Source organism: Streptomyces sp. NPDC015125 (assembly GCF_043080045.1).
GTDB lineage: Bacteria > Actinomycetota > Actinomycetes > Streptomycetales > Streptomycetaceae > Streptomyces.
In genome coordinates, this window is record NZ_JBIBVF010000010.1 from 26161 (window position 1) to 50701 (window position 24541).

The window sequence follows — 24541 nt, forward strand, 5'->3', positions numbered from 1 at the left end:
CCAACGGAACGGACGCACCATCAGCAGGCCCCGGGCGCACGCCCGGGGCCTGTGCGCCGTGCTTTCCGGAGGCGGAGATCCCGTGCGGGACGGGCCATTTCACGGGTACCGCGAACGCATCCGGCGCATTCCGGAGTAAATCCCCGGAGAGCCCCGGCTGCTCCCGGGCGGAATTTCCGCGGGGGTTATGCTGCAGGGTTCTGAACTCCAGGGGATGGGAAAGCGAGGCATGGCCTTGTCAGGTCCGCAGCAGTACCCGACGGAGCTGCTGGATACCACCATGGACCAGCTGCGCACGCTGATCGTCGTCCACGAGGCGGGTACCGCGCTGGGCGCCGCGCGGCGGCTGGGCCGCGAACAGTCCAGTGTGCAAAAGCAGCTGGACACCATGAACCGCACCTTTGCCGCGCTGTGCGGCGAGGAGCTGGTCCTCAAACAAGGGCGGGGCAGGGACGCCCTGTTCACCGCGACCGGCGAGGCGCTGGTCGAGCTGGCGCGGCGCACGCTGGGGGAGTGGTCGGACGGGGTGCGCGACGCCCGCCGCCGGCTCGGCCGGACGCTGTCCGTCGGCACCACCCGCTACACCCTCGGCTTTCTGCTGGACGCGGTGGAACGCGTCGCCGAGGACTATGAGCGCGACGACGTCGACCTGAAGGTCACCCATGTCCGCACCGGCGACCTCTTCGCCAAGTTGCGCTCCAAGGAACTCGATCTGGTCTGCGGCAGCGTCGTGGTCACCGAAGGCGACGAAGCGGAAGTACTGGCTCCGTACGAGGTCATGGAATGGCGGCGCAGCGGGCTCTCCCTGCTGACGAACCTGCCGCCGGAACGGCTCCCCGGCACCTCCTTCGGCGCCCACGACCTGCCCCGGCTCCCGCTGGTCGTCTCGACGCGCGGCCTGATCAGCCGATTCCTGACCTCCTGGTACGGCCCCGACTACCGGCACAAGCTGTCCGTGGCCGCCGAGATCGAGGCCGCGCACTACGGCTTCGAACTGCTGCGGTCGGGAGTGGTCAGCGGGGCGATGCTGGTCACCCGGGGCATCGGGGAGGCCGCCGCGGACGGCCGTCTCCCGGAAGCCGGCGGCCTGCGCACCCTGGAGATCGTCGGGGAGGTGGGCCCCAGGACCGAGGTGCTGGTCGGCGTCTTCACCCGCCGCGGCGAGCGGGACTCCTACGCCCCCGGCCACCCCCTCAACCTCCTGTGGGACGCGCTGTCCAGGGAGAGCGGGCGATGGTGGCTGAGCTCGTGAGCGCCCGGCGGCACCGGCACCTCAGACCAGATCCCGCTCCCGGGTCTCCGGCAGCGCCAGCACGCACAGCAGCGAGACGACCGCCATCGCGCTGACGTACCAGCCCACCGAGGCCGACCCGTACGCCGACTGGAGCCGGGTGGCGACCAGCGGGGCCACCGCGCCGCCGAGGACGCCGCCCAGGTTGTAGGCCAGCGAGGCGCCCGAGTACCGCACCCGTGCACCGAACAGCTCCGGCAGATAGGCGCCCATCGGGCCGTACACCACGCCCATGCAGAACAGCGCGCCGCCGATGCCGAGGGCGATCAGCACCGGCGCCCCGGTGTCCAGCAGCGGGAAGAGCACCAGCCCCCACACCAGCGCGAGGGCGCTCCCGGCCAGGATCAGCTTGCGGCGCCCGGCGCCGTCGGAACGGGTGGCGGCGAGCCAGGTACCGGCGGCCAGGAAGAGGCAGGCGACGAGGGAGAGCCCCAGCATGGTGTTGCGGGAGATGCCGAGGGTGGCGGTGGCGTAGGACAGGCAGTAGGTCGTCGCGGTGTAGAAGAGGCCGTACGCGACGATCATGCCGCCCGCGCCCAGCAGCAGTTCGCGCGGATGACGGCGCAGCACCTCGACGGCGGGAACCTTGCTCGCTTCCCGGGCGTCCAGCACCTTTGCGAACACCGGCGTCTCACTGATCTTCAGCCGTACGAACAGCCCCACGCCGACCAGCAGGAACGACAGCAGAAACGGCACCCGCCAGCCCCACGAGCGGAACGCCGCATCATCGAGCACGGACGACAACAGCCAGAACACCCCGGTCGCTGCGAAGAACCCCACGGACGGGCCGAGTTGCGGGAAGGCCGCATACAGCCCACGACGCCTGCGCGGTGCATGCTCGACCGCGAGCAGTGCGGCCCCGCCCCACTCGCCGCCCAGGCCGATGCCCTGCAGGAAGCGCAGCACCAGCAGCAGCAACGGCGCCCAGACGCCCCAGGTGCCATAGCCCGGGAGCAGCCCGACGCACGCCGTCGAGAGCCCCATCAGCAGCAGCGAGGCGACCAGGACGGACTTACGGCCCACCCGGTCACCGAAGTGGCCGAAGAGCACTGAGCCCAGCGGCCGCGCGGCGAACGCCACCGCGTAGGTGGAGAAGGACGCGAGGGTGGCGTTGACCGGGTTGAGCGTCGGAAAGAACGCCTGGTTGAGGACGAGCGCGGCGGCCGTGCCGTAGATGTAGAAGTCGTAGAACTCGATCGCCGTCCCGATGAAGGAGGCCACCGCCACCCGGCGCAGGCTCTCACCGCCGCCGGCATCCCCTCTCGTCTCCGGGGGAGAATCTGTTGTTGCCTGCGTCGTTGCCTGCGTCGTTGCCTGCGTTGTTGTCTGCGCTGATGTCGCGTCACTACTCACCAGCGCACTTTCCGGCTCGGTGTAGGGGGCAGTCAATAGGCGAAATGGGCTGTCTCGGTTCTTGAGACCGGGGCAGGGCGGGACCGGGGGCAGGACGGGACCGGGGCCGGCCCGGATCGTGACCGGTCCGGATCGTGACCGGCCCGTGCCGTGACCGGCCCGACGCCCTTGTCGGGTGGCGCTTACGGGTACCGCAGATACCGCCGCCGCACCGCTCGGAAGTGCTTCAGGCCCTCCTGCCAGGCGGCCACGATCTCGTCCGGACCCGCGCCCGCGTCGATCATCTTCCGGACGGTGGACGAGCCGGTCAGCCGGTCGATGCCGTTGTCAGGACGCCAGGCGAAGCCGCTCCAGACCCGCTTCGCGGTCACCAGGAGGCCGACGCCGGTGCGTACCGGGTCGAACGCCTCGCGGTCGTGGACGTGCAGTTGGACGCCGCCGATCGTCTTGCCCTGGAACTTGGAGAAGGTGGGGGCGAAGTAGGCCTCCCGGAAGTGGACGCCGGGCAGGCCCAGTCCGGTGGCGGCCGCGGCCCAGCGCCGGTCGATGCCGTCCGCACCCAGCAGCTCGAAGGGGCGGGTGGTGCCGCGTCCCTCGGAGAGGTTGGTGCCCTCGAAGAGGCAGGTGCCGGAGTAGACCAGGGCGGTATCGGGCGTGGGCATGTTGGGGCTCGGCGGCACCCAGGGCAGGCCGGTGGCGTCGAAGAATTCGGTGCGCCGCCAGCCGGTCATCCGCACGGTCTCCAGCTCCACCGGGCGCCCGGCCGCCTGCGGCACGAACTCGCCGTTGAACAGCAGCGCCAGCTCCGTCACCGTCATCCCGTGTGCCTGTGTGATCGGCTCCCGGCCGACGAAGGAGGCGTACGCCTTGTCGAGCACCGGGCCGGTGGGCGAGCGGCCGGTGACCGGATTGGGCCGGTCGAGGACGACGAAGCGCTTGCCGGCGAGTGCCGCCGCCACCATGCAGTCGTACAGCGTCCAGATGTAGGTGTAGAACCGCGCGCCCACGTCCTGGATGTCGAAGACGACGGTGTCCACACCGGAGGCGCCGAAGATGTCGGCGAGTTCCCTGCCGCTCTTGTTGTACGTGTCGTAGACGGGCAGTCCGGTGGCGGGATCGTCGTAGCGGCCCTCGGAACCGCCGGCCTGTGCGGTGCCGCGGAAGCCGTGCTCGGGGCCGAAGACGGCGGTCAGCCGCACCCGGTCGTCGGCGTGCATCACATCCACGATGTGCCGCAGATCCCGGGTGACGCCGGTGGGGTTGGTGACGATGCCGACCCGGTGGCCGTCCAGGAGGCGGTAGCCGTCGGCGGACAGCCGCTCGAAGCCGGTGTGAACCCGCCGCCCGCCGCCGTGCTCGGGGCGCGCCGCCTGCGCGGGTCCCGCGCCCGCGGCCAGTGCCGCACCGGCCGCTCCGGTCGCCGCCAGCCGCCCGAGCAGAACGCGTCTCGACAGAGCCATCCGCACACCTCCGTGATCAGGGAATCAACCGGGCACGTGTCGTGTGCACGCTAGCCCGGTCCGGGGCGTGGCGGAACGGACCCGGCGGGTGCGGCACGGACTCTTCCGTAGGGGACCCGTCCGGTGGCAAGGACTCCTCCGCACGGACCCATCCGGTACGGCAGGGGCTCTTCCGCCGGGACATACCGACTGGTTAGTCTGCCCCTCAGCCGAATCGACACGACCGAGGGAGACCCAGCGTGGAAGCCGTACGGGACAAGACCGTTGTCGTGACCGGGGCGGGCGGGGGGATCGGCGCCGCGCTGGCCCGCCGGTTCGCCGCCGAGGGCGCCCGGGTCGTGGTCAACGATCTGGACGAGGCCAAGGCGGCGAAGACCGCCGGGGAGATCGGGGCGATCGCGGTCCCCGGCGATGCCTCCGCCGTCGTCCCGGCCGCACGGGCGGCGCTCGGCGGCGGTATCGACATCTTCTGCGCCAACGCCGGGGTGGGCACCGGCGGCGGGCCCGAGGCGTCCGAGGAGGACTGGACGCTGGCCTGGGACGTCAACGTCATGGCCCACGTCCGGGCCGCGCGGGAGCTGTTGCCCGAGTGGCTGGAGCGCGGCAGCGGTCGCTTCATCTCCACGGTCTCCGCCGCGGGCCTGCTCACCATGGTCGCCGCCGCCCCGTACAGCGTCACCAAGCACGGCGCCTACGCCTTCGCGGAGTGGCTCTCGCTGACCTACCGGCACCGCGGCATCGACGTCCACGCCATCTGCCCGCAGGGCGTCCGCACCGACATGCTGGCCGCCACCGGTGTCGCCGGGGACCTGGTCCTGACGCCCACGGCCGTGGAACCCGAGGATGTCGCCGAGGCGCTCTTCGCGGCGATGGCGGCGGGCCGCTTCCTGGTCCTGCCGCATCCGGAGGTCGCGGACTACTACACCGCGCGGGCGGCCGACCCCGACCGCTGGCTCGGCGGTATGAACCACCTCCAGCGGAAGTTGGAGGAGACCGAGGGCGGCCGCTCCTAGGGCCTGGCGACGACACCGCAGCCCGGACGCGCCCGGCAGGGCCCGGTGACAGGCCGGCCGGGCCCATGCGTCACCCCACGTCACCCAGGTGTCTCCCCCGCAGGGATGATCAGGCGATCAGGAAGAAAGGGCCGCACCCCGATGACCTCCTACCAGGACATGCCGTGGCTGGCACAGCTCACCGACGCCCAGCGCGCCCCCGTCCAGCCGCCCCCCTCGATGCTGCACGCCTTCCGGGCCGCGGTGGGCCGCGTCCCCGACCGCACGGCGCTCGCCTACTTCGACGGCCGGCTGTCCTACGCCGAGACCGATGCGCTCTCCGACGGCATCGCCGCCCACCTCGCCGAGCGCGGCTTCCGGCGCGGCGACCGGGCCGCGCTCATGCTGCAGAACACCCCGCACTTCGTGCTCGCCCTGCTCGGCGTGTGGAAGGCCGGCGGTGTGGTGGTGCCGGTCAACCCCATGTACAAGTCCGCCGAAATGCGGCACATCCTGGACGATGCCGAGGTCACCGCCGTCATCTGCGCCGACCGCGCCTGGGACGGCTTTCTGCGTGCCACCGCCGCCGAGGCGCCGTCCGTACGGCTCGCGCTCACCGTCCGGGAGCGGGACCTGCAGACCCGTGACGACCCGCGGGTGCTGCGCGGTGAGCCGCTCGGACCGCAGGAGGGCGCCGACGATCTGCTGACCGTCGCCCGCACCGCGGGGAGGATCCGCGCGGTGCCCGCCGACCCGGAGCTCACCGCCGACGACCTCGCGCTGATCAGCTACACCTCCGGCACCAGCGGCACCCCCAAGGGCGCCACCAACACCCACGGCAACATCACCTACAACGCCGAACGCCAGCGCACCGGCCTGGCCCTGCCCGAAGGCGCCACCTACTTCGCGCTCGCCCCGCTCTTCCACATCACCGGCATGGTCTGCGAACTGGCCGCCTGCGTCGCCAACTCCGGCACCCTGGCGCTCGCCTACCGCTTCGACGCCGGCGTCGTCCTGGACGCCTTCCTGGAGCACCGCCCCGCCTACACGGTCGGGCCCTCCACCGCCTACATGGCGCTGATGGCCCATCCCGGCGTCACCCGCGACCACTTCGCGTCCTTCCGGACCATGTCCTCGGGCGGTGCGCCGTTGCCGCCCGCCCTCGTCGAGAAGTTCCGCACCGACTTCGGGCCGTACCTCCACAACGGCTACGGCCTGACCGAGTGCACCGCCCCGTGTGCCAGCGTCCCGCCCGGCAGGCAGGCACCGGTCGACAAGGTCTCCGGCACGCTCGCCGTGGGCGTCCCCGGCCCCGACACCGTCGTCCGGATCACCGACGAGAGGGGCCGGGACCTGCCGTTCGGCGAGCAGGGCGAGATAACGGTCCGCGGCCCCCAGGTCGTCCCCGGCTACTGGCGCCGCCCCGACGCCACCGCCGAGGCCATCCCGGACGGCGAGCTGCGGACCGGCGACATCGGTTTCATGGACGCCGGCGGCTGGCTGTACGTCGTCGACCGCAAGAAGGACATGATCAACGCCTCCGGCTTCAAGGTGTGGCCGCGCGAGGTCGAGGACGTCCTCTACAGCCACCCGGCGGTGCGCGAGGCGGCGGTCGTCGGGGTGCCCGACGCCTACCGCGGCGAGTCGGTCAAGGCCTATGTCAGCCTGCGCCCCGGGACGTCCCCGGAGCCGGCCGAGCTGGCCGCTTACTGCAAGGAACGGCTCGCGGCGTACAAATATCCCCGTGCGGTGGAGATCCTGGCCGAGCTTCCGAAGACCACGAGTGGCAAGATCCTCCGACGGGAGCTGCGCCACCGCGCATGACTAAGCACGAAGGACAGGTGAGGGCGATGGCCGGCACGAAGGACGGCAACGGCAACGGCGGTGCGAAGCCGGTGGCCCAGCGGCTGCTGGCGACCGCTACCAAGCTCTTCGCGGAGCAGGGCTACGACCGCACCTCCGTCCAGGAGATCGTCGATACGGCGGGCGTCACCAAGGGCGCCCTCTACCACTACTTCGGCTCCAAGGAGGATCTGCTCCACGAGGTCTACGGCCGGGTCCTGCGACTCCAGCAGGAGCGGCTCGACCACTTCGCCGGCGCCGACGCGCCGGTGGAGAAGAGACTGCGGGACGCCGCCGCCGATGTGGTCGTCACCACCATCGAGAACCTCGACGACACCAAGATCTTCTTCCGCTCGATGCACCAGCTCAGCCCGGAGAAGGACAAGCAGGTACGCGCCGAACGCCGCCGCTACCACGAACGGTTCCGGGCCCTGGTCGAGGAGGGCCAGCGCACCGGTGTGTTCGCCGCCGACATCCCCGCCGACCTGGTCGTGGACTACCACTTCGGCTCCGTGCACCACCTGGGCACGTGGTACCGCGAGGAGGGACCGCTCAGCCCGCAGCAGGTCGCCGATCACCTGGCGGATCTGCTGCTGCGTGCCCTGCGGCCGTAGGCGCGCACCGGGCACCGCACGCCGTGGCCCGTGGCCCGTGGCCCGTGGCCATGGTCCGGAGGCCCGGCCCGGGGCGGAGGACCGGGCCCGCCCGGCCACGCCGTGCGAGCCCGGGCGTGGCGCCGGGAGGTCCGCCGCCCGCACCGCCCGGCCGTGGTGTTCTTTTGGCCACATTTGCGTGTGTGGCGTTCCTCACACACTCTCACCCTGCGTATCGGACCGGCCACATCGGGGCGAGCCGGGCCGCCTCCCGGCGGGCCCCGGAGGGCCTTCACCGCATCTCCTGGAATTTGTTGGATTGCGCGCAAGGCCTGTGGGAATGCGCTCCCGGGTAGCCACACTCCAGGGGTGGCCACGGCTCGGGGCTGTCCTCATCCGCCGTCCGTAACTTACGGTATCGATAGTTCTGCTATCACTACCGATGTGGGTGGCCTTGTGGCTGAAGTGACGCTGTTTCTCCGGGAGTACGCACGGACGCGCCGGGAGGTGGGCGCGATTGCTCCGAGCAGTCCCCGGCTCGGCAGGGCCCTGACCCGCTATCTGGTCCCCAGTCCCGGCCGCTCCCGCGCGGTCCTGGAGGTGGGTCCTGGCACCGGCGCGGTGACCCGCCATATCGCCGATGCGCTCGGCCGGGAGGACACCCTCGACCTGGTCGAGGCCAACCCGCGCTTCGTCGACATCCTGCACGGCGCCTACGGCGGCGACCCCCGGCTGCAGTTCCTCACCGGCCTGGTGCAGGAGCACGAACTCGGCACCTACGACACGATCGTCTGCGGCCTGCCGTTCGCGAACTTCGACGCCCCCACCACGACGGACATCTTCGACCGGCTGCTCGGCGCCCTGCGGCCCGGCGGCACCCTCTCCTTCTTCGGCTACGTCGGCGGGGCGACGGTCCGCCGTACGTTCAGTGGCGGAGCCGCCCGGGTCCATGCCCTCGACGGCCAGAACGCGCTGCGCCGCATACTCGACCGGCACACCTTCCGTACCGAACTGGTGCTGGGCAACCTGCCGCCGGCCCGGGTGCATCACCTCGTGCCGGCCGGCGACCCCGTTCACCCGGTCTGAGGCCGCGCCTGCGCCCGCCGGGCCCCGTCCTCCTGGGCGATACGCCGTAGTGCGGCCATCGCCGCGTCGCCCAGCACCGTCCCGAGCACCGCACCCTCGATCTGGGCGTCGAGGCTCGGGACCCCGTCGAACGCCGCCAGCTCGGCGGCGGCCAGGGAGCCGGCGGCCTGTGCGTACCGGTCGAGCAGGCCGAGCAGCTCGCTCTGGTCGAGCTCGTGGTAGGCGACCACGACCTGCACCAGCGTCCGCCACCCCGGATTCTCCGGCCGTACCGCCCAGTCGTGCCGCCGCACCAGCTCCGCGACCTCTTGCTCGGCGCGCTCCCACATCTCCTCGGTGCCCCGCTCGGCGGCCACCTTGCTGACCGCCGACTGCGCGGTCCCGAGCATGCCGTGCGGGGTGGTGCCCGGAGAGTCGATGCCGGCCAGTACCTCGGCGGCGGCCGCGATGGACAAGCCGCCCACTTCGGTCAGTGCCCGGATCAGCTTCAGCCGCCGGATGTGCGAATCGGCGTACCGGACCTGGTTCGGACTGATGCGCTCGCCCGGGGGCAACATGCCTTCCCGGGTGTAGTACTTGATCGACGGAACCGGCACCCCGGTCCGCCGCGCCAGTTCTCCGATACGCATCCCCCGAGGATAACGGCGGGGGCATCGCGGCCGGGGCCCGCTCCGACCGGTGGACAGGGGGCCCGCTCGCGCCGTGAGCAGGCCGTGCCCGAGGTCCCCACCCCCTCGGGCACGGCTGCGTACCGGGGCGGCCCCGGGCCGGCAGGCCCTACAGGTAGCGCTTCAATTCACGGCGTGCCAGCGACCGTTGGTGCACCTCGTCGGGGCCGTCCGCCAGCTGGAGCGTACGGGCGCCGGCCCACAGCTCGGCCAGGGGGAAGTCCTGGCTGACGCCGCCCGCACCGTGCAGCTGTACCGCCTTGTCGAGGATGTCCACGACGGTGCGCGGAGTGGCGATCTTGATGGACTGGATCTCGGTGTGGGCGCCCTTGTTGCCGACGGTGTCCATCAGCCAGGCGGTCTTCAGTACCAGCAGCCGCAGTTGCTCCACCGCCACCCGGGCGTCCGCGATCCACTCCTGCACCACGCCCTGCTGGGCCAGCGGCTTGCCGAAGGCCGTACGGGTCACCGCACGGCGGCACATCAGCTCGATGGCGCGCTCGGCCATGCCGATCAGCCGCATGCAGTGGTGGATCCGGCCGGGGCCGAGTCGCGCCTGGGCGATGCCGAAGCCGCCGCCCTCCTCGCCGATCAGGTTGGCCGCCGGTACCCGGACGTCGTGGAAGACCACCTCGGCATGGCCGCCGTGGTAGTGGTCCTCGTAGCCGTAGACCTGCATGGCGCGCTTGACCTCCACGCCGGGGGTGTCCCGCGGGACCAGGATCATCGACTGCTGGCGGCGGAGGTCCGCGCCGTCCGGGTCGGTCTTGCCCATCACGATGAAGATCTGGCACAGCGGGTTCATCGCGCCGGAGATGTACCACTTGCGGCCGTTGATGACGTACTCGTCGCCCTCGCGCGCGATATGCGTCTCGATGTTGGTGGCGTCCGACGAGGCCACCTCCGGCTCGGTCATCGCGAACGCCGACCGGATCTCACCGGCCAGCAGCGGCGCCAGCCACTGCTTCTGCTGCGCCGCGTTGCCGAACTGTGCCAGTACCTCCATGTTGCCGGTGTCCGGCGCCGCGCAGTTCAGTGCGGTGGGCGCCAACTGGGGGCTGCGGCCGGTGATTTCGGCCAGCGGAGCATACTGGAGATTCGTCAGCCCGGCGCCGTGCTCCGCGTCGGGCAGGCTGTGCTGATCCACGAAGAACAGGTTCCACAGGCCTTGCTTGCGGGCCTCGGCCTTGAGCTCCTCGACGATCGCCGGGGTGTCCCAGGGAGAGGCGAGCGCGGCCCGCTGCTCGTGGGCGGTCTGCTCGGCCGGGTAGACATGCTCGTCCATGAACGTCAGGAGCTTCTCGCGCAGCTCCTCGGTGCGGGCGTCGAATGCGAAGTCCATGGGTGTCTCAGCCTTCCTTGAGGGTGGTGAGTCCGTGGTCGATGAAGACGGGGACGAGCTCGCCGATCCGGTCGAACCCGGCGCCGACGGTCTGGCCGAGCGTGAAGCGGTAGTGGATGCCTTCGAGGATCACGGCGAGCTTGAACCAGGCGAACGCCGTGTACCAGGCGATGGCGGAGGTGTCCCGGCCGGAGCGGGCGGCATAACGCTCGATCAGCTCGGCCGGCGAGGGGTGGCCGGGGGCGCCGCTGGTGGTGCTGACCGGCGACTGCGGCAGGCCCAGGTCCGAGCTGTACATCGCCAGCAGGCCGAGGTCGGTCAGCGGATCGCCGAGCGTGGACATCTCCCAGTCCAGGACGGCCTTGAGGGTGTCGTCGGCCCCGATCAGGACGTTGTCGAGGCGGTAGTCGCCGTGGACGACGGACGGGGCGGGCGAGGTGGGCAGCGCCCGGCCCAGCGCCTGGTGCAGCTCGTCGATCCCCGGCAGGTCGCGGTTCCTCGACGCGCTCAACTGTTTGCCCCAGCGGCGCAGTTGGCGCTCAAGGAAGCCTTCGGGGCGGCCGAAGTCGCCGAGTCCGACCGCCTCCGGGTCCACCGCGTGCAGGTCCACGAGGGTGTCGACCAGGGAAAGCACCACGGCCCGGGTGCGCTCGGGCCCGAGCGGGGCCAGCTGGCCGGCCGTGCGGTACGGCACGCCCTCGACCAGCTCCATCACATAGAAGGGTGCGCCGATGACCGACTCGTCCTCGCACAGCAGCAGCGCCTCGGGCACCGGCACCGGTGTCTCGTGCAGGGCACTGATGACCCGGTGCTCACGCCGCATGTCGTGCGCGGTGGCCAGTACATGGCCGAGCGGCGGCCGGCGGACGACCCAGGAGGCGGCGCCGTCGGTGACGCGGTAGGTGAGGTTGGACCGCCCGCCCTCGATCAGCCGGGCCCGCAGCGGGCCGCCGGCCAGCCCCGGCCGCTCCCGGCCCAGATGCTCGCGCAATCGCTCCAGGTCGAGGCCGGGAGGTCCGTCGTCCTCCCGGTCCTGGCCCTGCGGGGGAGGGGTGCCCTTGCTCATCGTGCTCCTCCGTACGGAGTGGACGGTCGATCGGTCGCAGCACGATCATGCCGACTAGTCGGTATGGAGTCCAGTGCCGGGGCATGGGGCGTGGGTCACGCGAGGATTTTCCGCCACACCGGCGGCTCTGCCCCGGCCGCCCCGCCCTCCCCTCAGGCCTCCGGCACCACGGCCGTGGTCAGGCGTGGCACGCCATCGGCACCCCGCCGTTCATCACCGTCATATCGCCGAACCCGGCGACCACGTCGAGCGGGGCGCCCGGCGCGGTGCCCGCCAGCTCCGCGTATGCCCGGTGCAGATTCGCCACCAGCCGCTCGCTCTCGGCCAACCCGGCGAACGGGCCGAGATCCGTCTCCCGGGCCACCTCCAGCGGTGTACGCCCGGCCGCCCGGCCCTCCTGCGCCAGCCGGCCGACGAACCGCAGATAGCGCTCGATGCCGTCGTACACCTCGGGGCCGGTCACCGGACCGTGCCCGGGGACGACGGTGACCGCGTCCAGGGTGCGCAGCAGCTCCAGCGCCCGCAGCGATCCGGCCAGCGAACCCATGAAGACGAACGGGGTACCGCCGTGGAAGACCAGATCGCCGGCGAAGACGATGCGCTGCCGGGGCAGCCAGACGAGGGTGTCGCCGGTGGTGTGTGCCACGCCCGGGTGGATCAGCCGCACCTCGATGTCCCCGACGTGCAGGGCCAGCTCGTCGGTGTAGGTGACCTCGGGCGCCGTCAGGCGGATGTCGCCGTACTCCACCTCGGGCCACACCGCGTGCAACTGCTCTCCGGCGGCCAGCAGTTCACGGCGGCAGGAAGCATGCCCGAAGACCGTCGCCTCGGGCGCGAAGACGCAGTTGCCGTAGGTGTGGTCGCCGTGGTGGTGGGTGTTGACCAGCATGCGGGGCGTGGGCGCGCCGCTCTCGGCGATCCGGCGGCGCAGCAGGCGTGCCCGGCGCTCGGTGGCGGCGGTGTCCACGACCAGGGTGGCGTCCCCGTCGGTGACGAAGCCCGCGTTGTTCAGGCACCAGCCGCCGTCCGGCTGGATGAAGGCGTGGACCCCGGCGGCCAGTTCGGTGAGGTAGGGCTCGGGGACGGGGGCCTCGGTCGCGGGTGGTGCGTCCGCGGGCGTCGTGGCGCCGGGCGATTGCGCCGCGTCCGGCCGGGGGGCGCCGGGCCCGGGGGCCCCTGCCGCCGAGGTGTGCGCTGCCGGGGTCTGTGCCGGTGTGTTCCGTGCTGCCGAGTCGCCCATGCGGGTGTGTCCCCTCGTCCGGTGGTCCTTCATTCCCCGCTGCCGGGACGGGAGTCGGTCCGACCCGGGACGGCAGGGGTCGCGTCACCGTACCTCCGCCGCCCGCCGCGGTGGCGCCGCGCCCCGGCTCGGTGGCCCGGCTCGGTGGCCCGGCTCAGTGCCCCGGCTCAGTGCCCCGGCCGTACCAGGATCACCGCGCCGCACAGCGCCAGCGCGAGGGTGCAGCCGACCAGCAGCAGAGCCGTCCGCGGGGGCAGGCCCGGCGGGCGGCCGGTGACCATGGCCCGCATCCGGTGGTGCGCGAGCGCCACGAACGCGATCCACAACAGGCCCGTCAGCGCCGCCAGAACCACCTCCACCGGCCCCGGGGCGGCGTTCCGCAGCAGCTGACGGGCGGCCAGCGCCGCCATCGCCGTGGCGGACAGCGTCGTACGCCGCCACGCCAGCCTGGTCCGCTCCGGCTGCAGCCCGGGGTCCCGTTCGGGGGCCGGCCGCGGCATCCCCGCCTCCGGCCCCGCTCCGTCCGCCATCGGCTAGGTGGTCCGGCCCAGGAGGACCAGCACGACCACCGCCACCGCCAGTACGCCGACGCTCAGCGCCAGCGCCGTGGGGAAGCGGGTGACCGGCAGGTCCTCGCCGCGCCGCATCGCGCGCTCGCAGCGCACCCAGTGATTGACCGCCCGCAGCGCACACAGCGCCCCGCCCACCAGCAGGACGACGGTGAAGGTCACCCGCAGCCCCTGGTGCAGCCGGGGCAGGAACTGGTCCACCGCGAAACCGCCGCCGATCAGCGCCAGCCCGGTGCGCAGCCAGGCGAGGAAGGTGCGCTCGTTGGCGAGCGAGAAGCGGTAGTCGGGGGTCGTGCCCTCTTCGCGGACCCGCGCGGGCGAGAACCACAGCCGTACCGCGGCGCCGGCCGACCGCAGTCCCTCAGTGAGGATCATGGCCGAAACCCTATCGGCCGGCCGGTGCCCTGCCCGGATCGCCTCAGAATTCCCCCGCCTCCCGCCGGGCCAGCAGCTGCCGGTACGCGGCGAGCCCGTCCGGCGTCCACGGCCACTCGTCGAGCCGCCGGGTCAGCTCCTCCTCGGTCAGGAAAGCGGACCAGTCGATCTCCGACTCCTGCGGGGCGACCGGCAGGGTGCAGCGCACCTGGTAGACCGCGGACCACCAGGTGTGCTCGGCCGTCTCGTAGAGGAACTTGAACAGCGGCTCCGGCGGCTCCAGACCCCGGACGCCCAGCTCCTCCTCCGCCTCGCGCAGCGCCGCCTGGTCGTAGGTCTCGCCGGTGCCGACCACCCCTCCCACGAACATGTCGTAGTGCGAGGGGAAGACGAGCTTGCGCGGGGTGCGGCGGTGGACGAAGATCCGGTCCACCTCGTCCCGGGCGAGGACGAAGGCGCAGCGGGTGCGCATCCTGCGGGCGTAGGTCTCACCGCGTGGGGCCTGCCCCACGACCTGATCGTTCTCATCGACGACGTCGAGGATCTCGTCCGCATTGAGCGGTTGCTGATCGGTCATGGCAGCCATGCAACCACCCGGGCCCCGGGCGCAGTCCACCGGGCGGCGGTCTCCGCGGGCGGTCGCCACCGCGGGGGAGCGGTCCGGACGGCCTCCTCAGCGCGGCTGCAGCTCGGACGGCCTCCTCAGCGCGGCTGCAGCTCCCGTACGCTCTCCCGCCGGCCGGACCCCGGCGGCATCGCCGGATGGCTGCCGATCAGCACGATGCCCGCGACGACGGCCACGATCCCGGCCACCTCCCACGCCAGCGCCCCGGGCGTCACCCGCAGCTGGTCGCCGAGGAACCCCACCCCGCAGAGGATGCCGGCCAGCGGCTGGGCGGCGGTCAGCGCGGGCAGTGAGAGCCGCAGCGGCGCCGACTCGAAGGCGCTCTGTACGAGCACCAGCGCCAGCACACCGAGCACCACGATGGCGTACGGCTGCCAGCTGGTGACCAGGGCCGACCAGCCGCCCTGGCTGAAGTGCTCACCGCTGATCCGGGTCAGCGCGTCCTGCAGCCCGTAGATCAGGCCCGCCGCGATGCCCAGCAGGGCGGCCTCCAGGCTCACATGCACCCGCTCCCGCTTGGCGACCGCCGCCAGCAGCAACGCGGTGCCCAGCACCATGCCCATGATCAGCCACTGCCACAGATGATCCGCGCTGCGCTGCCCGCCCTGGGGGCGCCCGGCCACGATGAAGGCCGTCACCCCGCCCGCCAGCAGCCACAGCCCGGCCCAGCCGCTCCGGCCGAGCCGCTGCCGGGTCAGTCGCCGCGACAGCGCCATCGCGAACAGCAGATTGGTCGCCAGCAGGGGCTCCACCAGAGTGATGTCGCCCATCCCCAACGCCACTGCGCCGAGCGCCATCCCGACCACCATCAGACCGATACCGGCCAGCCACAGCGGCATCCGCACCAGGTCGAGCAGCAGACGTACCGACAGGTAGTCCTTCATCGGGGCGTGCTGCGCCGCGGCCTGCTGAAACACGAAACCGAGTCCCAGACAGCAGGCCGCTCCAAGGGCGAGCAGTATCACCGTCACGTCGCACCTCGTATCGGGGGGCGGGGGATGCGCCTGAGGATAGTCACCAGGCGGCGGGCGTGGGGTGGCCCTCGTCACCCACCATTCTCCCGCGCGCCCCTGTGTACTGCGCGGTAACCAGGTGGTTGACGCGGCAGTCGGGTGCGCTGAGGATCGTTCCACCAGGCGGCCGGGGCGCCCGGCGTGCCCCGTTGAGGAGTGGCTGAGATGGCGTACGACGCTGATGTGATCGTGATCGGAGCGGGGCTCGCGGGCCTGGCGGCCACCGCGGAACTGGTGGACGCCGGACGGAAGGTGATCCTCCTCGACCAGGAGCCCGAGCAGTCCTTCGGCGGACAGGCCCACTGGTCCTTCGGCGGCCTCTTCCTGGTGGACTCCCCCGAACAGCGCCGCCTGCGCATCCGCGACAGCCACGAGCTGGCCTGGCAGGACTGGCTGGGCACGGCCGGCTTCGACCGGCCCGAGGACCGCTGGCCGCGCGCCTGGGCCGAGGCCTACGTCGATTTCGCGGCCGGCGAGAAACGCTCCTGGCTGCACCGCCAGGGCGTACGGCTCTTCCCCGTCGTCGGCTGGGCCGAGCGCGGTGGCTATGACGCGACCGGGCACGGCAACTCCGTCCCCCGCTTCCACATCACCTGGGGCACCGGCCCCGGGCTGGTGGCCCCGTTCGAGCGCCGGGTGCGGGCCGGGGCCGCCCGCGGCCTGGTGGAGCTGCGCTTCCGCCACCGGGTGACCGGGCTGTCGCGCACCGCGGGGAGCGTGGACACCGTCAGCGGCGAGGTCCTGGAGCCCTCGGACGCCGAGCGCGGTCGGCCCAGCAGCCGTGAGGTGGCCGGCGCCTTCGAGCTCAAGGCCCAGGCCGTGATCGTCACCTCGGGCGGTATCGGCGGCAACCACGAGCTGGTGCGCGCCAACTGGCCCGAACGGCTCGGCAAGCCCCCGCGCCGGATGCTGTCCGGGGTGCCCGCGCATGTGGACGGCAAGATGCTGGGCATCGCCGAGGCGGCCGGCGGCCGGATCATCAACCGCGACCGGATGTGGCACTACACCGAGGGCATCGACAACTGGGACCCGATCTGGCCGCAGCACGGCATCCGGATCCTGTCCGGGCCGTCGCCGCTGTGGCTCGATGCGTACGGCAAGCGGCTGCCGGTGCCGCTCTTCCCCGGCTTCGACACCCTCGGCACCCTCGAACACATCATGCGGACCGGCCATGACCACACCTGGTTCGTGCTCACCCAGAAGATCATCGAGAAGGAGTTCACCCTCTCCGGCTCCGAGCAGAACCCCGATCTGACGGGCAAGAGCATCCGCGGCGTGCTGGGCCGGGCCAGGGCCGGCGCACCGGGGCCGGTGCAGGCGTTCATGGACCGTGGCGCGGACTTCGTCGTCGAGCGTTCGCTGACCGATCTGGTGCGGCGGATGAACGAGCTGACCAAGGAGCCGCTGATAGCGGAGGATGCGCTGCGCGGCGCGATCGTGGCGCGGGACCGGGAGATCGCCCACTCCTTCACCAAGGACCTCCAGGTGACCGCGATCCGCGGGGCCCGCAGCTACCTCGGGGACCGCCTGATCCGCACCGCGGCGCCGCACCGGCTGCTCGACCCCAAGGCCGGCCCGCTGATCGCCGTACGGCTGAACATCCTCACCCGTAAGACGCTCGGCGGTCTGGAGACCGACCTCTCCTCGCGGGTGCTGACCGACGGTGGCGCGCCCCTGCCCGGCGTGTATGCGGCAGGCGAGGCCGCCGGGTTCGGCGGCGGCGGGGTGCACGGCTACCGCTCGCTGGAGGGCACCTTCCTCGGCGGTTGCCTCTTCTCCGGGCGGACGGCGGGACGGGCGGCGGCGCGGGCGGTGTCCTGACGGGGCGGCGCGGGCGGTGTCCTGACGGGCGGGGCGGGCTGGCGCGGGGGAGCGTGATGCCGGAGGGGCCCGGCCGCAGGGCGGTGCGGGCCGGGCCCGGGGGTGTCGCCCCCTCCGGCCGGGTCCGGTGGCCGGCCGCTCCCTTCCGTATACGAAGAGAGAGGGGGCGGATCCGGCCATTCCCCTTCCCGTCTTGACGCGGAGCTCTGCGGGCCGCTTTGCTGTGCGTGATGACTGGTGCGGACCAAGCCATCACCCTCTGTAGAGGTGCGCGCATCCGGTCGCCGCCCACCGAGGACGACTCGGTGCGGTGAGACGGCCGGTGCAGCGCGCCATGGAGTCCCTGACCCGTGATTTCGATGTCGCCACCGATGCCGCCACCCCTCCGACGCGCCCGCTGCCCCGGCACCCCGGTTCTCACCCCGGCCCTGGACGACGCCCAACTGGCCCTCACGGCAGATGCGTTGTCGCTCGGCCAGTGGTGCCGGGTACGTACCCTGCTCGCCGGGACCGGTGCGGACTGGGATCTGCGCGGCCACCGGTTAACCGTCCTGGCCACCTGCCCCGGCAGCGCCGCCTGGGCCGGCGACTGGCAGCTCGCCGAACCGGACAGCGGTGACGCCGCCACCCTTCTGGCCCTCGCCACCGTCCATCTCGCCCTGCGCGGCGAGACAGTCGCCGAGGCCGCCGCCGAAGCCTGTGCCACCGCGGCCCGGATGCTGCCCGACGACCCCACCCCCTGGCTCGGCGCGCTGATCCTCGCCCGCCGTGCCGGCACCCCGGACCAGCGGGCCCACGCCTTCCATCAGGTGCGCGCCCGCCACCGCGACCACCATCACGCACACCACCTCATGACCGCCTCCCTGGCCGAGCAGCTGCCGGGCGCCACCGACGACCCGCGGCACCCGGCCCATGTCTTCGCGGCCCGCGCGGCCGAACGCGCCCCCGCCGACTCCCCGCTCGCCCTCCTCCCGGTCGTGGCGCACGCCGAGCGCTACCGCGTCCTCGCCGCCGCGGGCCTGGCACCTCCCGACCCCGCGGACTGGGGCCACTGGTCCACCCGGCGCGCCCGGCAGGTGCTGCAGGCCGCCGTCGACTGGTGGCTGGAGTGGGAGGGTGAGGAGCACCCGCGCCGCAAGATCGATCTCAACTTCCTCGCCCATGCCGCCTTCCACCAAGGGAGGGTCGCCGAGGCCGCCACGCTGTTCCAGCGGATCGGACCGCACGCCACGCGCGCACCGTGGTCGTACCCGGGGCGCGACGGCGCGGGCGCGTTCCGGGCCGCACGGGCCACCGCACTGTGCCGCGCCCGGGACGCCGCCGCCCCCTGACCCCGCGGCGCTGATGACGGACGTCTGATGACGAAAGTCTGACGCCGGGGCCGGGACGCTGGCCCCGGCCCCCGCCGGGTGTTCGAATCGAAGGGTGACCAAGGACGCGAAGAGGCCCCGCCCGGCGGACGGCGGCGAGGACGGGCAGGGCACCCCCGTGGGCCGCCGTGTGGTGCTCGGCATGCTCGCCGCCGGGGCCGCCGGCGTCGCCGCGGCCCCCTTCCTGCAGAGCGCCTACGACAGCACCCTCGGGGCCGCCGCACAGCAGGACCCCACCGGCCTGACCGGGCTGCTCCCGGGCGGCGGCGGCTTCCGCTACTACTCCGTGACCGGCTCCGTACCGGCCAAGGACGAACGCAGCTACCGCCTCACCGTCGACGGCCTGGTCCGCCACCGCACCGGCTACCGCCTCGCCGATCTGCGCCGGCTGCCGCAGACCCGGCTCGTGCGCGACGTCCAGTGCGTCACCGGCTGGCGGGTGCCCACCACCCCTTTCGAGGGCGTACGCCTCTCCGCCCTCCTCGACGCCGCGGGCGTCCGCCCCGAGGCCAAGGCCGTCCGCTTCACCTGCTTCGACGGCACCTACAGCGAATCCCTCACCCTCGAACAGGCCCGCCGCGACGACGTCCTGGTCGCCCTGCGGATGCAGGACAAGCCGCTCGCCCACGCCCACGGCGGTCCGGTGCGCCTCTACGTCGGGCCCATGTACTTCTACAAGTCGGCGAAGTGGCTCTCCGGGATCACCGTCACCGACCATGTCCAGCCCGGATACTGGGAGAACCTCGGATATGACATCGACGCCTGGGTCGGCCGGTCGAACGGACGCGACGATGCCCCCACCACCTGAGAGCCGGTCCGACTCCACCACGGCGCGCCCCCGTGTCCTCCGCTTCGCCCCCGCCGAGCACCGGGTGCACCGCGCCACCGCCACCTTGATGGCCGTCTGCGTCCTCACCGCGGGCTGTCTCTACCTCCCCTTCCTCGCCGAACTCGTCGGCCGCCGCCACCTGATGGTCACCGTCCACGAGTGGTCCGGCATCCTGCTGCCCGTCCCCCTGCTGCTGGGCCTCGGCTCCCGCGCCCTGCGCGCCGACCTCACCCGCCTCAACCGCTACGGCCCGCACGACCGCCAGTGGCTGCGCGCCGCACTGCGCCGCCGCGGGGGCCGCCCGGCCGGCAAGTTCAATGCCGGCCAGAAGCTCTACGCCGCCTGGATCGCCGGTGCGGTCCTGGTGATGCTCGGCACCGGCCTGCTGATGTGGTTCACCGGTCTCGCGCCCCTGGTCTGGCGCACCGGCGCCACCTTCGTCCACGACTGGCTCGCGCTCGCCGTGGTCATGGTGATCGCCGGCCATGTCGGGAAGGCGTTCGGCGATCCCGAGTCACGCCGCGGTCTGCGCACCGGCTCCGTCGACGCGCAATGGGCACGGCGCGAGCATCCGTTGTGGGTGCACGAGGAGGGCGACGGGGGCGACAGGGGCGAGGGCGCCGGGGGCGACGCCTAGGAGCTTTCCGGGGCGGCTGTTGCCGCGGCCGGGAGCCGTCCCGCGAGCCACTCGGCCTGGATCGTCCGTGGATCTGCCGTGGATCTGCCGTGGATCGGCTCTGCCTCTGCCGTCACGGTCAGTCCCCGCCCCGCCCGTTGCAGGGAATGCGTTGCAGAGACTGCTTTGCAGAGAACTCTATGCAGAGAAGTCTCTGCAACTCTAGGCTGCCGTCCATGACCGACTCCTGCGAGACCGACTCCTCCGAACGACAGCAACCGCCCCGGCCGATGCCGCCGGCCGCGCCCCCGACCCGCCGGATGGACGCCCGCAGTCTGCGCGGGGTCGCCCATCCCTTGCGGATGCGCATCCTGGAGCTGCTGCGGCTCGACGGGCCGGACACCGCCACCGGGCTCGGGCGCCGTCTGGGGGAGAACACCGGTACGGTCAGCTGGCATCTGCGTCACCTCGCCGAACACGGCTTCATCGAGGAGGAGACCGGCCGCGGCACCAAGCGCGAGCGCTGGTGGCGGGCGGTCCGGGTCGCCCACCGGCTCGACACCACCGAATTCCGCGACGATCCGGACACCCGCGGCGCGCTGTCGCTCTATGTGCACGAAATCGTCCAGCAGCACTTCAACCGCGTCGTCAGCTACCTCACCGAGGACTGGGCCCCCGAATGGCGGGATGCCGGCACCCTCTCCCAGTGGCACGATCTGCGCTTGACGCCCACACAACTCGCCGCACTGAACGAGGAGATGGAGCAGGTTGTCGCACGGCACCGGGCGGCGGCCCAGAGCGGAGCCGACGAGGGCACCCCGGCACCGCCCGAGGAGCGGCCCGTCGTCGTCCAGTTGCAGTCCTTCCCGCGCAAGGAGCGTCACGAGCGGTGAGCGGACTGCTGCGCCGCCATCGTGACTTCCGGCTGTTGTGGTGCGGTGAGACGGCAGGGAAGTTCGGGGCGGCGGTCACCACCGTGGCGATGCCGCTGGTAGCGGTGTCCACCCTGCACGCCTCCACCTTCGCGGTCGGACTGCTCAGCGCGTGCGGCTGGCTGCCCTGGCTGCTCATCGGCCTCCCGGTGGGCGTCTGGGTGGACCGGACGCGCCGCCGCCCCCTGATGCTGGGCGCGGCCGGCCTGTCGCTGGTGCTGTTCGCCGCCGTACCGGTCCTCGCCCGGTACGGCGGGCTCAGCCTCGGCCTGCTGATCGCCGTGGCCCTGCTGGCCGGTGCGGCGGCGGTGGTCTTCCAGACCGCCTACAGCGCCTATCTCCCCGGCCTGCTCGCACCGGCCGACCAGGCCGAGGGCAATGCCAAGCTGCACGGCAGCGCCTCGGCGGCCCAGATCGGGGGCCAGGGGGCGGGCGGCTCCCTCGCCCAACTGGCGGGCGCCGTCCACGCGTTGTCCGCCCAGGCGGCCACCTTCCTGGTGGCCCTGCTGTGCCTGCTCGGCATCCGGCACCGCGAACCACGCCCGGACGCCCGCGACCGCGCACCACGGTCCCTGGTCGCGGACATCGCCGAGGGGCTGCGGCTGGTCACCGGTGATGTCTGGTTCCGCACCCTGACGCTCTTCGGCGCCACCTCCAACCTCGCGCTCATGGGGTACCAGTCCATCGCGACGGTCTTCCTGGTCCGCGAGGTCGGTCTGCCGCCCGGCGCGGTCGGCGGGCTGCTGGCGCTGGCCAGTACGGGCGGTGTCGCGGGCGCCTTCCTGGCGCGCCGGGCCGCCGACCGGTTCGGTACGGCCCGTGCCATGCTGCTGTGCGAACTGGGCCTCTCCGGCACCGCGTTGCTCATCCCCCTCGCCGCCCACGGCGCCGGGGCGCTGCTCTACGTCGCGGGCAGCTTCGGGGTCTGTGCGGGCGCGGTGGGCGGAAACACCCTCAAGGTGGGCTTCCAACAGCGCTACTGCCCGCCGGCCCTGCTCGGCCGGCTGATTGCGGGCAGCTCCTTCCTCAACTACGGCACGCTGCCCCTGGGCGCGGTGCTCGGTGGTGCGCTCGGCTCCGCCCTCGGCCTCCGCGCGGCGATGTGGATCATGACCGCCGGTGTGCCGCTGGCCGCCCTGATCCTTCTCTTCTCGCCGGTCGGAGCCGTCCGCGACCTGCCGGTGGGCCGGATGGGGGACGAGCGCCGGGAGGAGTGTCGGGACGAGAGCCGGGACGAGAGCCGGGGAGAGCGCCGGGACGAGCCCGGAGAACGCGGCCCGGATCGGGAGGGCAGGGGCGGGGCGGCGGCACGGCGCTGAGGCGTGCTAGGGCACCGAGGCGTGCCGGGGCACCGAGGCGTGCCGGGTTGCCCGTACGCCCACGCCGCGGACGGGCTCGGCCCGCGGGTCCGTCCGCCGCCCCGTCCGCTGCCCCTTCTACGGTTCCACCGGCACGTCCGCCGACGGCAGTTCGACCTCGAAGCGGCAGCCCGCCCCGGTATTCCGTACCGTCGCCCGGCCCTCGTGGGCCTCCACGATCCCGCGGACGATCGCCAGGCCCAGCCCGGCGCCGCCCTTGCCGTCCGCGCGCGGGGTGCGTGCGGCACCGCCGCGCCAGCCGGTGTCGAAGACCCGGGCCAGATCCTCCGGCGGGATGCCCCCGCAGCCGTCCTCGACCGCGAGCACCACCCGGCCCTTCTCGTGCCGGGCGCTGACCGCGACGGTGCCGTCCGACGGTGTCGCACGAATCGCATTGACCAGCAGATTGCCCAGGACGCGGGTGATCAGCTGGGCGTCCACCCGCACCGGCAGCGGCACCACCCCGCCGTCCACCAGCCGCACCCCGCCGGCCCGCGCCAGTGGCCCGGCCCCGGCGAGGGCATCGTCCACCAGGTCGTACACCGACACCCGCGACAGCGTCAGGGCCAGCGCGCCGGCCTGGATACGGGACAGTTCGAAGAGATCGTCGACCATGGCGGCCAGCCGGTCGACCTCGACCCGCATCCGTGCGTGGTAGCGCGCGGTGTCCTCGGCGACCCCGTCCTCCAGCGCCTCGGCCATCGCCCGCAGCCCGGCGAGCGGGGTGCGCAGGTCGTGCGAGATCCCGGCGATCAGATCGCGCCGGGAGGCATCCAGTGCCCGCTCCCGCTCCCGTGCCTCGGCGAGCCGCCCGCTGGTCTCCTCCAACGCCCGGGACAGTGCGGCCAGTTCGGCGGTGGGCGGCTCGGCCGGTGCCATGAAGCCGCCCTCGCTGCCGACCGTGCGGGCCGAGCGTGCCAGCTCCCGGCTGCCCGCCGCGATCCGGCGTCCAAAGAGCAGCGCGGCCGCCAGCGACACCACCCCGGAGACGGCCACCACCGCCATCACCACGCCCAGGTCGTGCCCGGACAGGAACATCGCCTGGGCGACCGCCACCGTGCCCGCCGCCATCGCGGCCACCGCCAGCACCGCCACCGCGAACAGCGACAGTGCGACCGAGCGCCGCCGCAGCACCCGTACCGCGGGCGCGGCGAGCAAGCCCGCCAGCGCCGCACCCAGCGCCGCCAGCGCCACGATGACCAGGAAGTCCGTCATGAGAGCGGATCGCCTCCCAGGAGCGGTGCGGGCTCCGGCGGGGGCTCGTCCTCCACGGGGTCGAAGCGGTAGCCCGCGCCCCAGACCGTCGTCACCAGCCGTGGCGCGGCCGGGTCCTCCTCGATCTTCTCGCGCAGCCGCCGCACATGCACGGTCACCGTGGACAGATCACCGAACTCCCAGCCCCAGACCCGGTGCAGCAGCTCTTCCCGGGAAAAGACCTGCCCGGGGTGGCGCAGCAGAAAGACCAAGAGGTCGAACTCGCGGGCGGTGAGGGAGAGTTCCCGTCCCGCGCGGTCGGCGCGCCGGCCGCCGGGGTCGGCACGGAGGTCCCCGGCACACAGGACGGCCGGCGGCGCCGCGGCCGGCGGCGCGGACTCCGCGCGGCGCAGCACCGAGCCGATCCGCAGCACCAGCTCCCGCGGGCTGAAGGGTTTGGTCACATAGTCGTCCGCACCCAGCTCCAGCCCCAGGATGCGGTCCGCCTCCTCGCCACGCGCCGTCAGCATCACCACCGGGACCGCCGGGCCGTCGTCGGCGCGGCGCAGCCGGCGGCACACCTCCAGACCGTCGATGCCGGGCAGCATCAGATCGAGCACCACGAGATGCGGACGGAACTCCGCGGCCCGGTCGAGGGCGGCGAAACCGTCGGCGGCGTGCTCGGTGGTGTAGCCGGCGCGGGAGAGGTAGCCGGTGACGACCTCCGCGACGGTCGGATCGTCCTCGACGACCAGGACACGGCGCGGCGGCCCGTGCAGAGGAACGGGCGGGGGCGTGGAGGGCGGCGTTGCGCGGTGCACGGGCTCAGCGTGCCCTTCTGGAGAGATGCATCATGCTCCCAGCCAACACCAGCACGCGCGGTGGCGGGGCGGGCCGGCCTGCTGC

General features: G+C 72.8%; 23 protein-coding genes. 11 read left to right on the forward strand and 12 right to left on the reverse strand.

The window, feature by feature from the left end:
- Nucleotides 1-229 precede the first annotated feature (229 nt).
- Complete coding sequence (locus tag ACF088_RS21680) at nucleotides 230-1252, forward strand: LysR family transcriptional regulator (protein ID WP_392377416.1); 1023 nt, start codon at nucleotides 230-232, stop codon at nucleotides 1250-1252.
- Nucleotides 1253-1273: 21 nt separating this feature from the next.
- Here ACF088_RS21680 and ACF088_RS21685 read toward each other — a convergent pair whose 3' ends face one another.
- Nucleotides 1274-2518 carry an MFS transporter gene (locus ACF088_RS21685; RefSeq protein WP_392377417.1) on the reverse strand — a complete coding sequence of 415 codons (1245 nt, stop codon included), beginning with the start codon at nucleotides 2516-2518 and terminating at the stop codon, nucleotides 1274-1276.
- Between the two features lie 308 nt (nucleotides 2519-2826).
- Nucleotides 2827-4104 (reverse strand): exo-beta-N-acetylmuramidase NamZ domain-containing protein, encoded by a 1278-nt coding sequence (locus tag ACF088_RS21690; protein ID WP_392377418.1) that lies wholly within the window; start codon nucleotides 4102-4104, stop codon nucleotides 2827-2829.
- Between the two features lie 239 nt (nucleotides 4105-4343).
- On the opposite strand from ACF088_RS21690, the gene ACF088_RS21695 reads away from it, so the two are divergent.
- The 4 genes from ACF088_RS21695 to ACF088_RS21710 all read left to right on the forward strand — a co-directional run bounded on the left by ACF088_RS21695 (nucleotide 4344) and on the right by ACF088_RS21710 (nucleotide 8617).
- A complete protein-coding gene (locus tag ACF088_RS21695; protein ID WP_392377419.1) occupies nucleotides 4344-5117 on the forward strand; it encodes an SDR family oxidoreductase in 774 nt (257 codons plus the stop codon).
- A 141-nt stretch (nucleotides 5118-5258) separates the two neighbouring features.
- Nucleotides 5259-6920 (forward strand): AMP-binding protein, encoded by a 1662-nt coding sequence (locus tag ACF088_RS21700; RefSeq protein ID WP_392377420.1) that lies wholly within the window; start codon nucleotides 5259-5261, stop codon nucleotides 6918-6920.
- Between the two features lie 26 nt (nucleotides 6921-6946).
- Nucleotides 6947-7552: a TetR/AcrR family transcriptional regulator gene (locus tag ACF088_RS21705; RefSeq protein ID WP_392377421.1), complete on the forward strand. Its 606-nt coding sequence runs from the start codon at nucleotides 6947-6949 to the stop codon at nucleotides 7550-7552.
- Nucleotides 7553-7996: 444 nt separating this feature from the next.
- Nucleotides 7997-8617: a class I SAM-dependent methyltransferase gene (locus tag ACF088_RS21710; protein ID WP_392377422.1), complete on the forward strand. Its 621-nt coding sequence runs from the start codon at nucleotides 7997-7999 to the stop codon at nucleotides 8615-8617.
- Here the strand turns inward: ACF088_RS21710 and ACF088_RS21715 are convergent.
- From ACF088_RS21715 to ACF088_RS21750, 8 genes are all read right to left on the reverse strand, one after another.
- Nucleotides 8605-9246, reverse strand: a complete 642-nt coding sequence (locus tag ACF088_RS21715; RefSeq protein WP_392377423.1) for a MerR family transcriptional regulator — start codon at nucleotides 9244-9246, stop codon at nucleotides 8605-8607. The genes ACF088_RS21710 and ACF088_RS21715 overlap by 13 nt on opposite strands.
- A gap of 148 nt (nucleotides 9247-9394) precedes the next feature.
- Nucleotides 9395-10627 (reverse strand): acyl-CoA dehydrogenase family protein, encoded by a 1233-nt coding sequence (locus ACF088_RS21720; protein WP_392377424.1) that lies wholly within the window; start codon nucleotides 10625-10627, stop codon nucleotides 9395-9397.
- A gap of 7 nt (nucleotides 10628-10634) precedes the next feature.
- On the reverse strand, nucleotides 10635-11693 hold the full coding sequence (locus ACF088_RS21725) for a phosphotransferase family protein (protein ID WP_392377425.1): 1059 nt from the start codon (nucleotides 11691-11693) through the stop codon (nucleotides 10635-10637).
- Between the two features lie 178 nt (nucleotides 11694-11871).
- Complete coding sequence (locus ACF088_RS21730; RefSeq protein ID WP_392377426.1) at nucleotides 11872-12933, reverse strand: MBL fold metallo-hydrolase; 1062 nt, start codon at nucleotides 12931-12933, stop codon at nucleotides 11872-11874.
- A 167-nt stretch (nucleotides 12934-13100) separates the two neighbouring features.
- Nucleotides 13101-13463, reverse strand: coding sequence for a DUF202 domain-containing protein (locus tag ACF088_RS21735; RefSeq protein WP_392377427.1), 363 nt, complete (start codon nucleotides 13461-13463; stop codon nucleotides 13101-13103).
- Between the two features lie 3 nt (nucleotides 13464-13466).
- Complete coding sequence (locus ACF088_RS21740) at nucleotides 13467-13877, reverse strand: YidH family protein (RefSeq protein ID WP_392377428.1); 411 nt, start codon at nucleotides 13875-13877, stop codon at nucleotides 13467-13469.
- 43 nt (nucleotides 13878-13920) lie between these two features.
- Nucleotides 13921-14454, reverse strand: a complete 534-nt coding sequence (locus ACF088_RS21745; RefSeq protein ID WP_392377429.1) for an NUDIX hydrolase — start codon at nucleotides 14452-14454, stop codon at nucleotides 13921-13923.
- Nucleotides 14455-14579: 125 nt separating this feature from the next.
- Nucleotides 14580-15473: a DMT family transporter gene (locus ACF088_RS21750; RefSeq protein ID WP_392377430.1), complete on the reverse strand. Its 894-nt coding sequence runs from the start codon at nucleotides 15471-15473 to the stop codon at nucleotides 14580-14582.
- A gap of 207 nt (nucleotides 15474-15680) precedes the next feature.
- Here ACF088_RS21750 and ACF088_RS21755 point away from each other — a divergent pair, with 207 nt between their 5' ends.
- The 6 genes from ACF088_RS21755 (at nucleotide 15681) to ACF088_RS21780 (ending at nucleotide 22402) form a co-directional block, all read left to right on the forward strand.
- The gene (locus ACF088_RS21755; protein ID WP_392377431.1) at nucleotides 15681-17336 is read left to right on the forward strand and encodes an FAD-binding dehydrogenase; all 1656 of its coding nucleotides are present in this window, start codon (nucleotides 15681-15683) and stop codon (nucleotides 17334-17336) included.
- A 359-nt stretch (nucleotides 17337-17695) separates the two neighbouring features.
- Nucleotides 17696-18667, forward strand: a complete 972-nt coding sequence (locus ACF088_RS21760; RefSeq protein WP_392377597.1) for a hypothetical protein — start codon at nucleotides 17696-17698, stop codon at nucleotides 18665-18667.
- Between the two features lie 94 nt (nucleotides 18668-18761).
- The gene (locus ACF088_RS21765; protein WP_392377432.1) at nucleotides 18762-19514 is read left to right on the forward strand and encodes a molybdopterin-dependent oxidoreductase; all 753 of its coding nucleotides are present in this window, start codon (nucleotides 18762-18764) and stop codon (nucleotides 19512-19514) included.
- On the forward strand, nucleotides 19498-20172 hold the full coding sequence (locus ACF088_RS21770) for a cytochrome b/b6 domain-containing protein (protein ID WP_392377433.1): 675 nt from the start codon (nucleotides 19498-19500) through the stop codon (nucleotides 20170-20172). The genes ACF088_RS21765 and ACF088_RS21770 overlap by 17 nt, the downstream gene beginning before the upstream one ends.
- Before the next feature lie 299 nt (nucleotides 20173-20471).
- A complete protein-coding gene (locus tag ACF088_RS21775; protein ID WP_392377598.1) occupies nucleotides 20472-21044 on the forward strand; it encodes a helix-turn-helix domain-containing protein in 573 nt (190 codons plus the stop codon).
- Nucleotides 21041-22402, forward strand: coding sequence for an MFS transporter (locus tag ACF088_RS21780; protein ID WP_392377434.1), 1362 nt, complete (start codon nucleotides 21041-21043; stop codon nucleotides 22400-22402). The genes ACF088_RS21775 and ACF088_RS21780 overlap by 4 nt, the downstream gene beginning before the upstream one ends.
- A 117-nt stretch (nucleotides 22403-22519) precedes the next feature.
- On the opposite strand, the gene ACF088_RS21785 is transcribed toward ACF088_RS21780, so the two are convergent.
- Nucleotides 22520-23656 (reverse strand): sensor histidine kinase, encoded by a 1137-nt coding sequence (locus ACF088_RS21785; RefSeq protein WP_392377435.1) that lies wholly within the window; start codon nucleotides 23654-23656, stop codon nucleotides 22520-22522.
- A complete protein-coding gene (locus ACF088_RS21790) occupies nucleotides 23653-24456 on the reverse strand; it encodes a response regulator transcription factor (protein ID WP_392377436.1) in 804 nt (267 codons plus the stop codon). Before ACF088_RS21790 ends, ACF088_RS21785 begins: the two co-directional genes overlap by 4 nt.
- Between the last annotated feature and the right edge of the window lie 85 nt (nucleotides 24457-24541).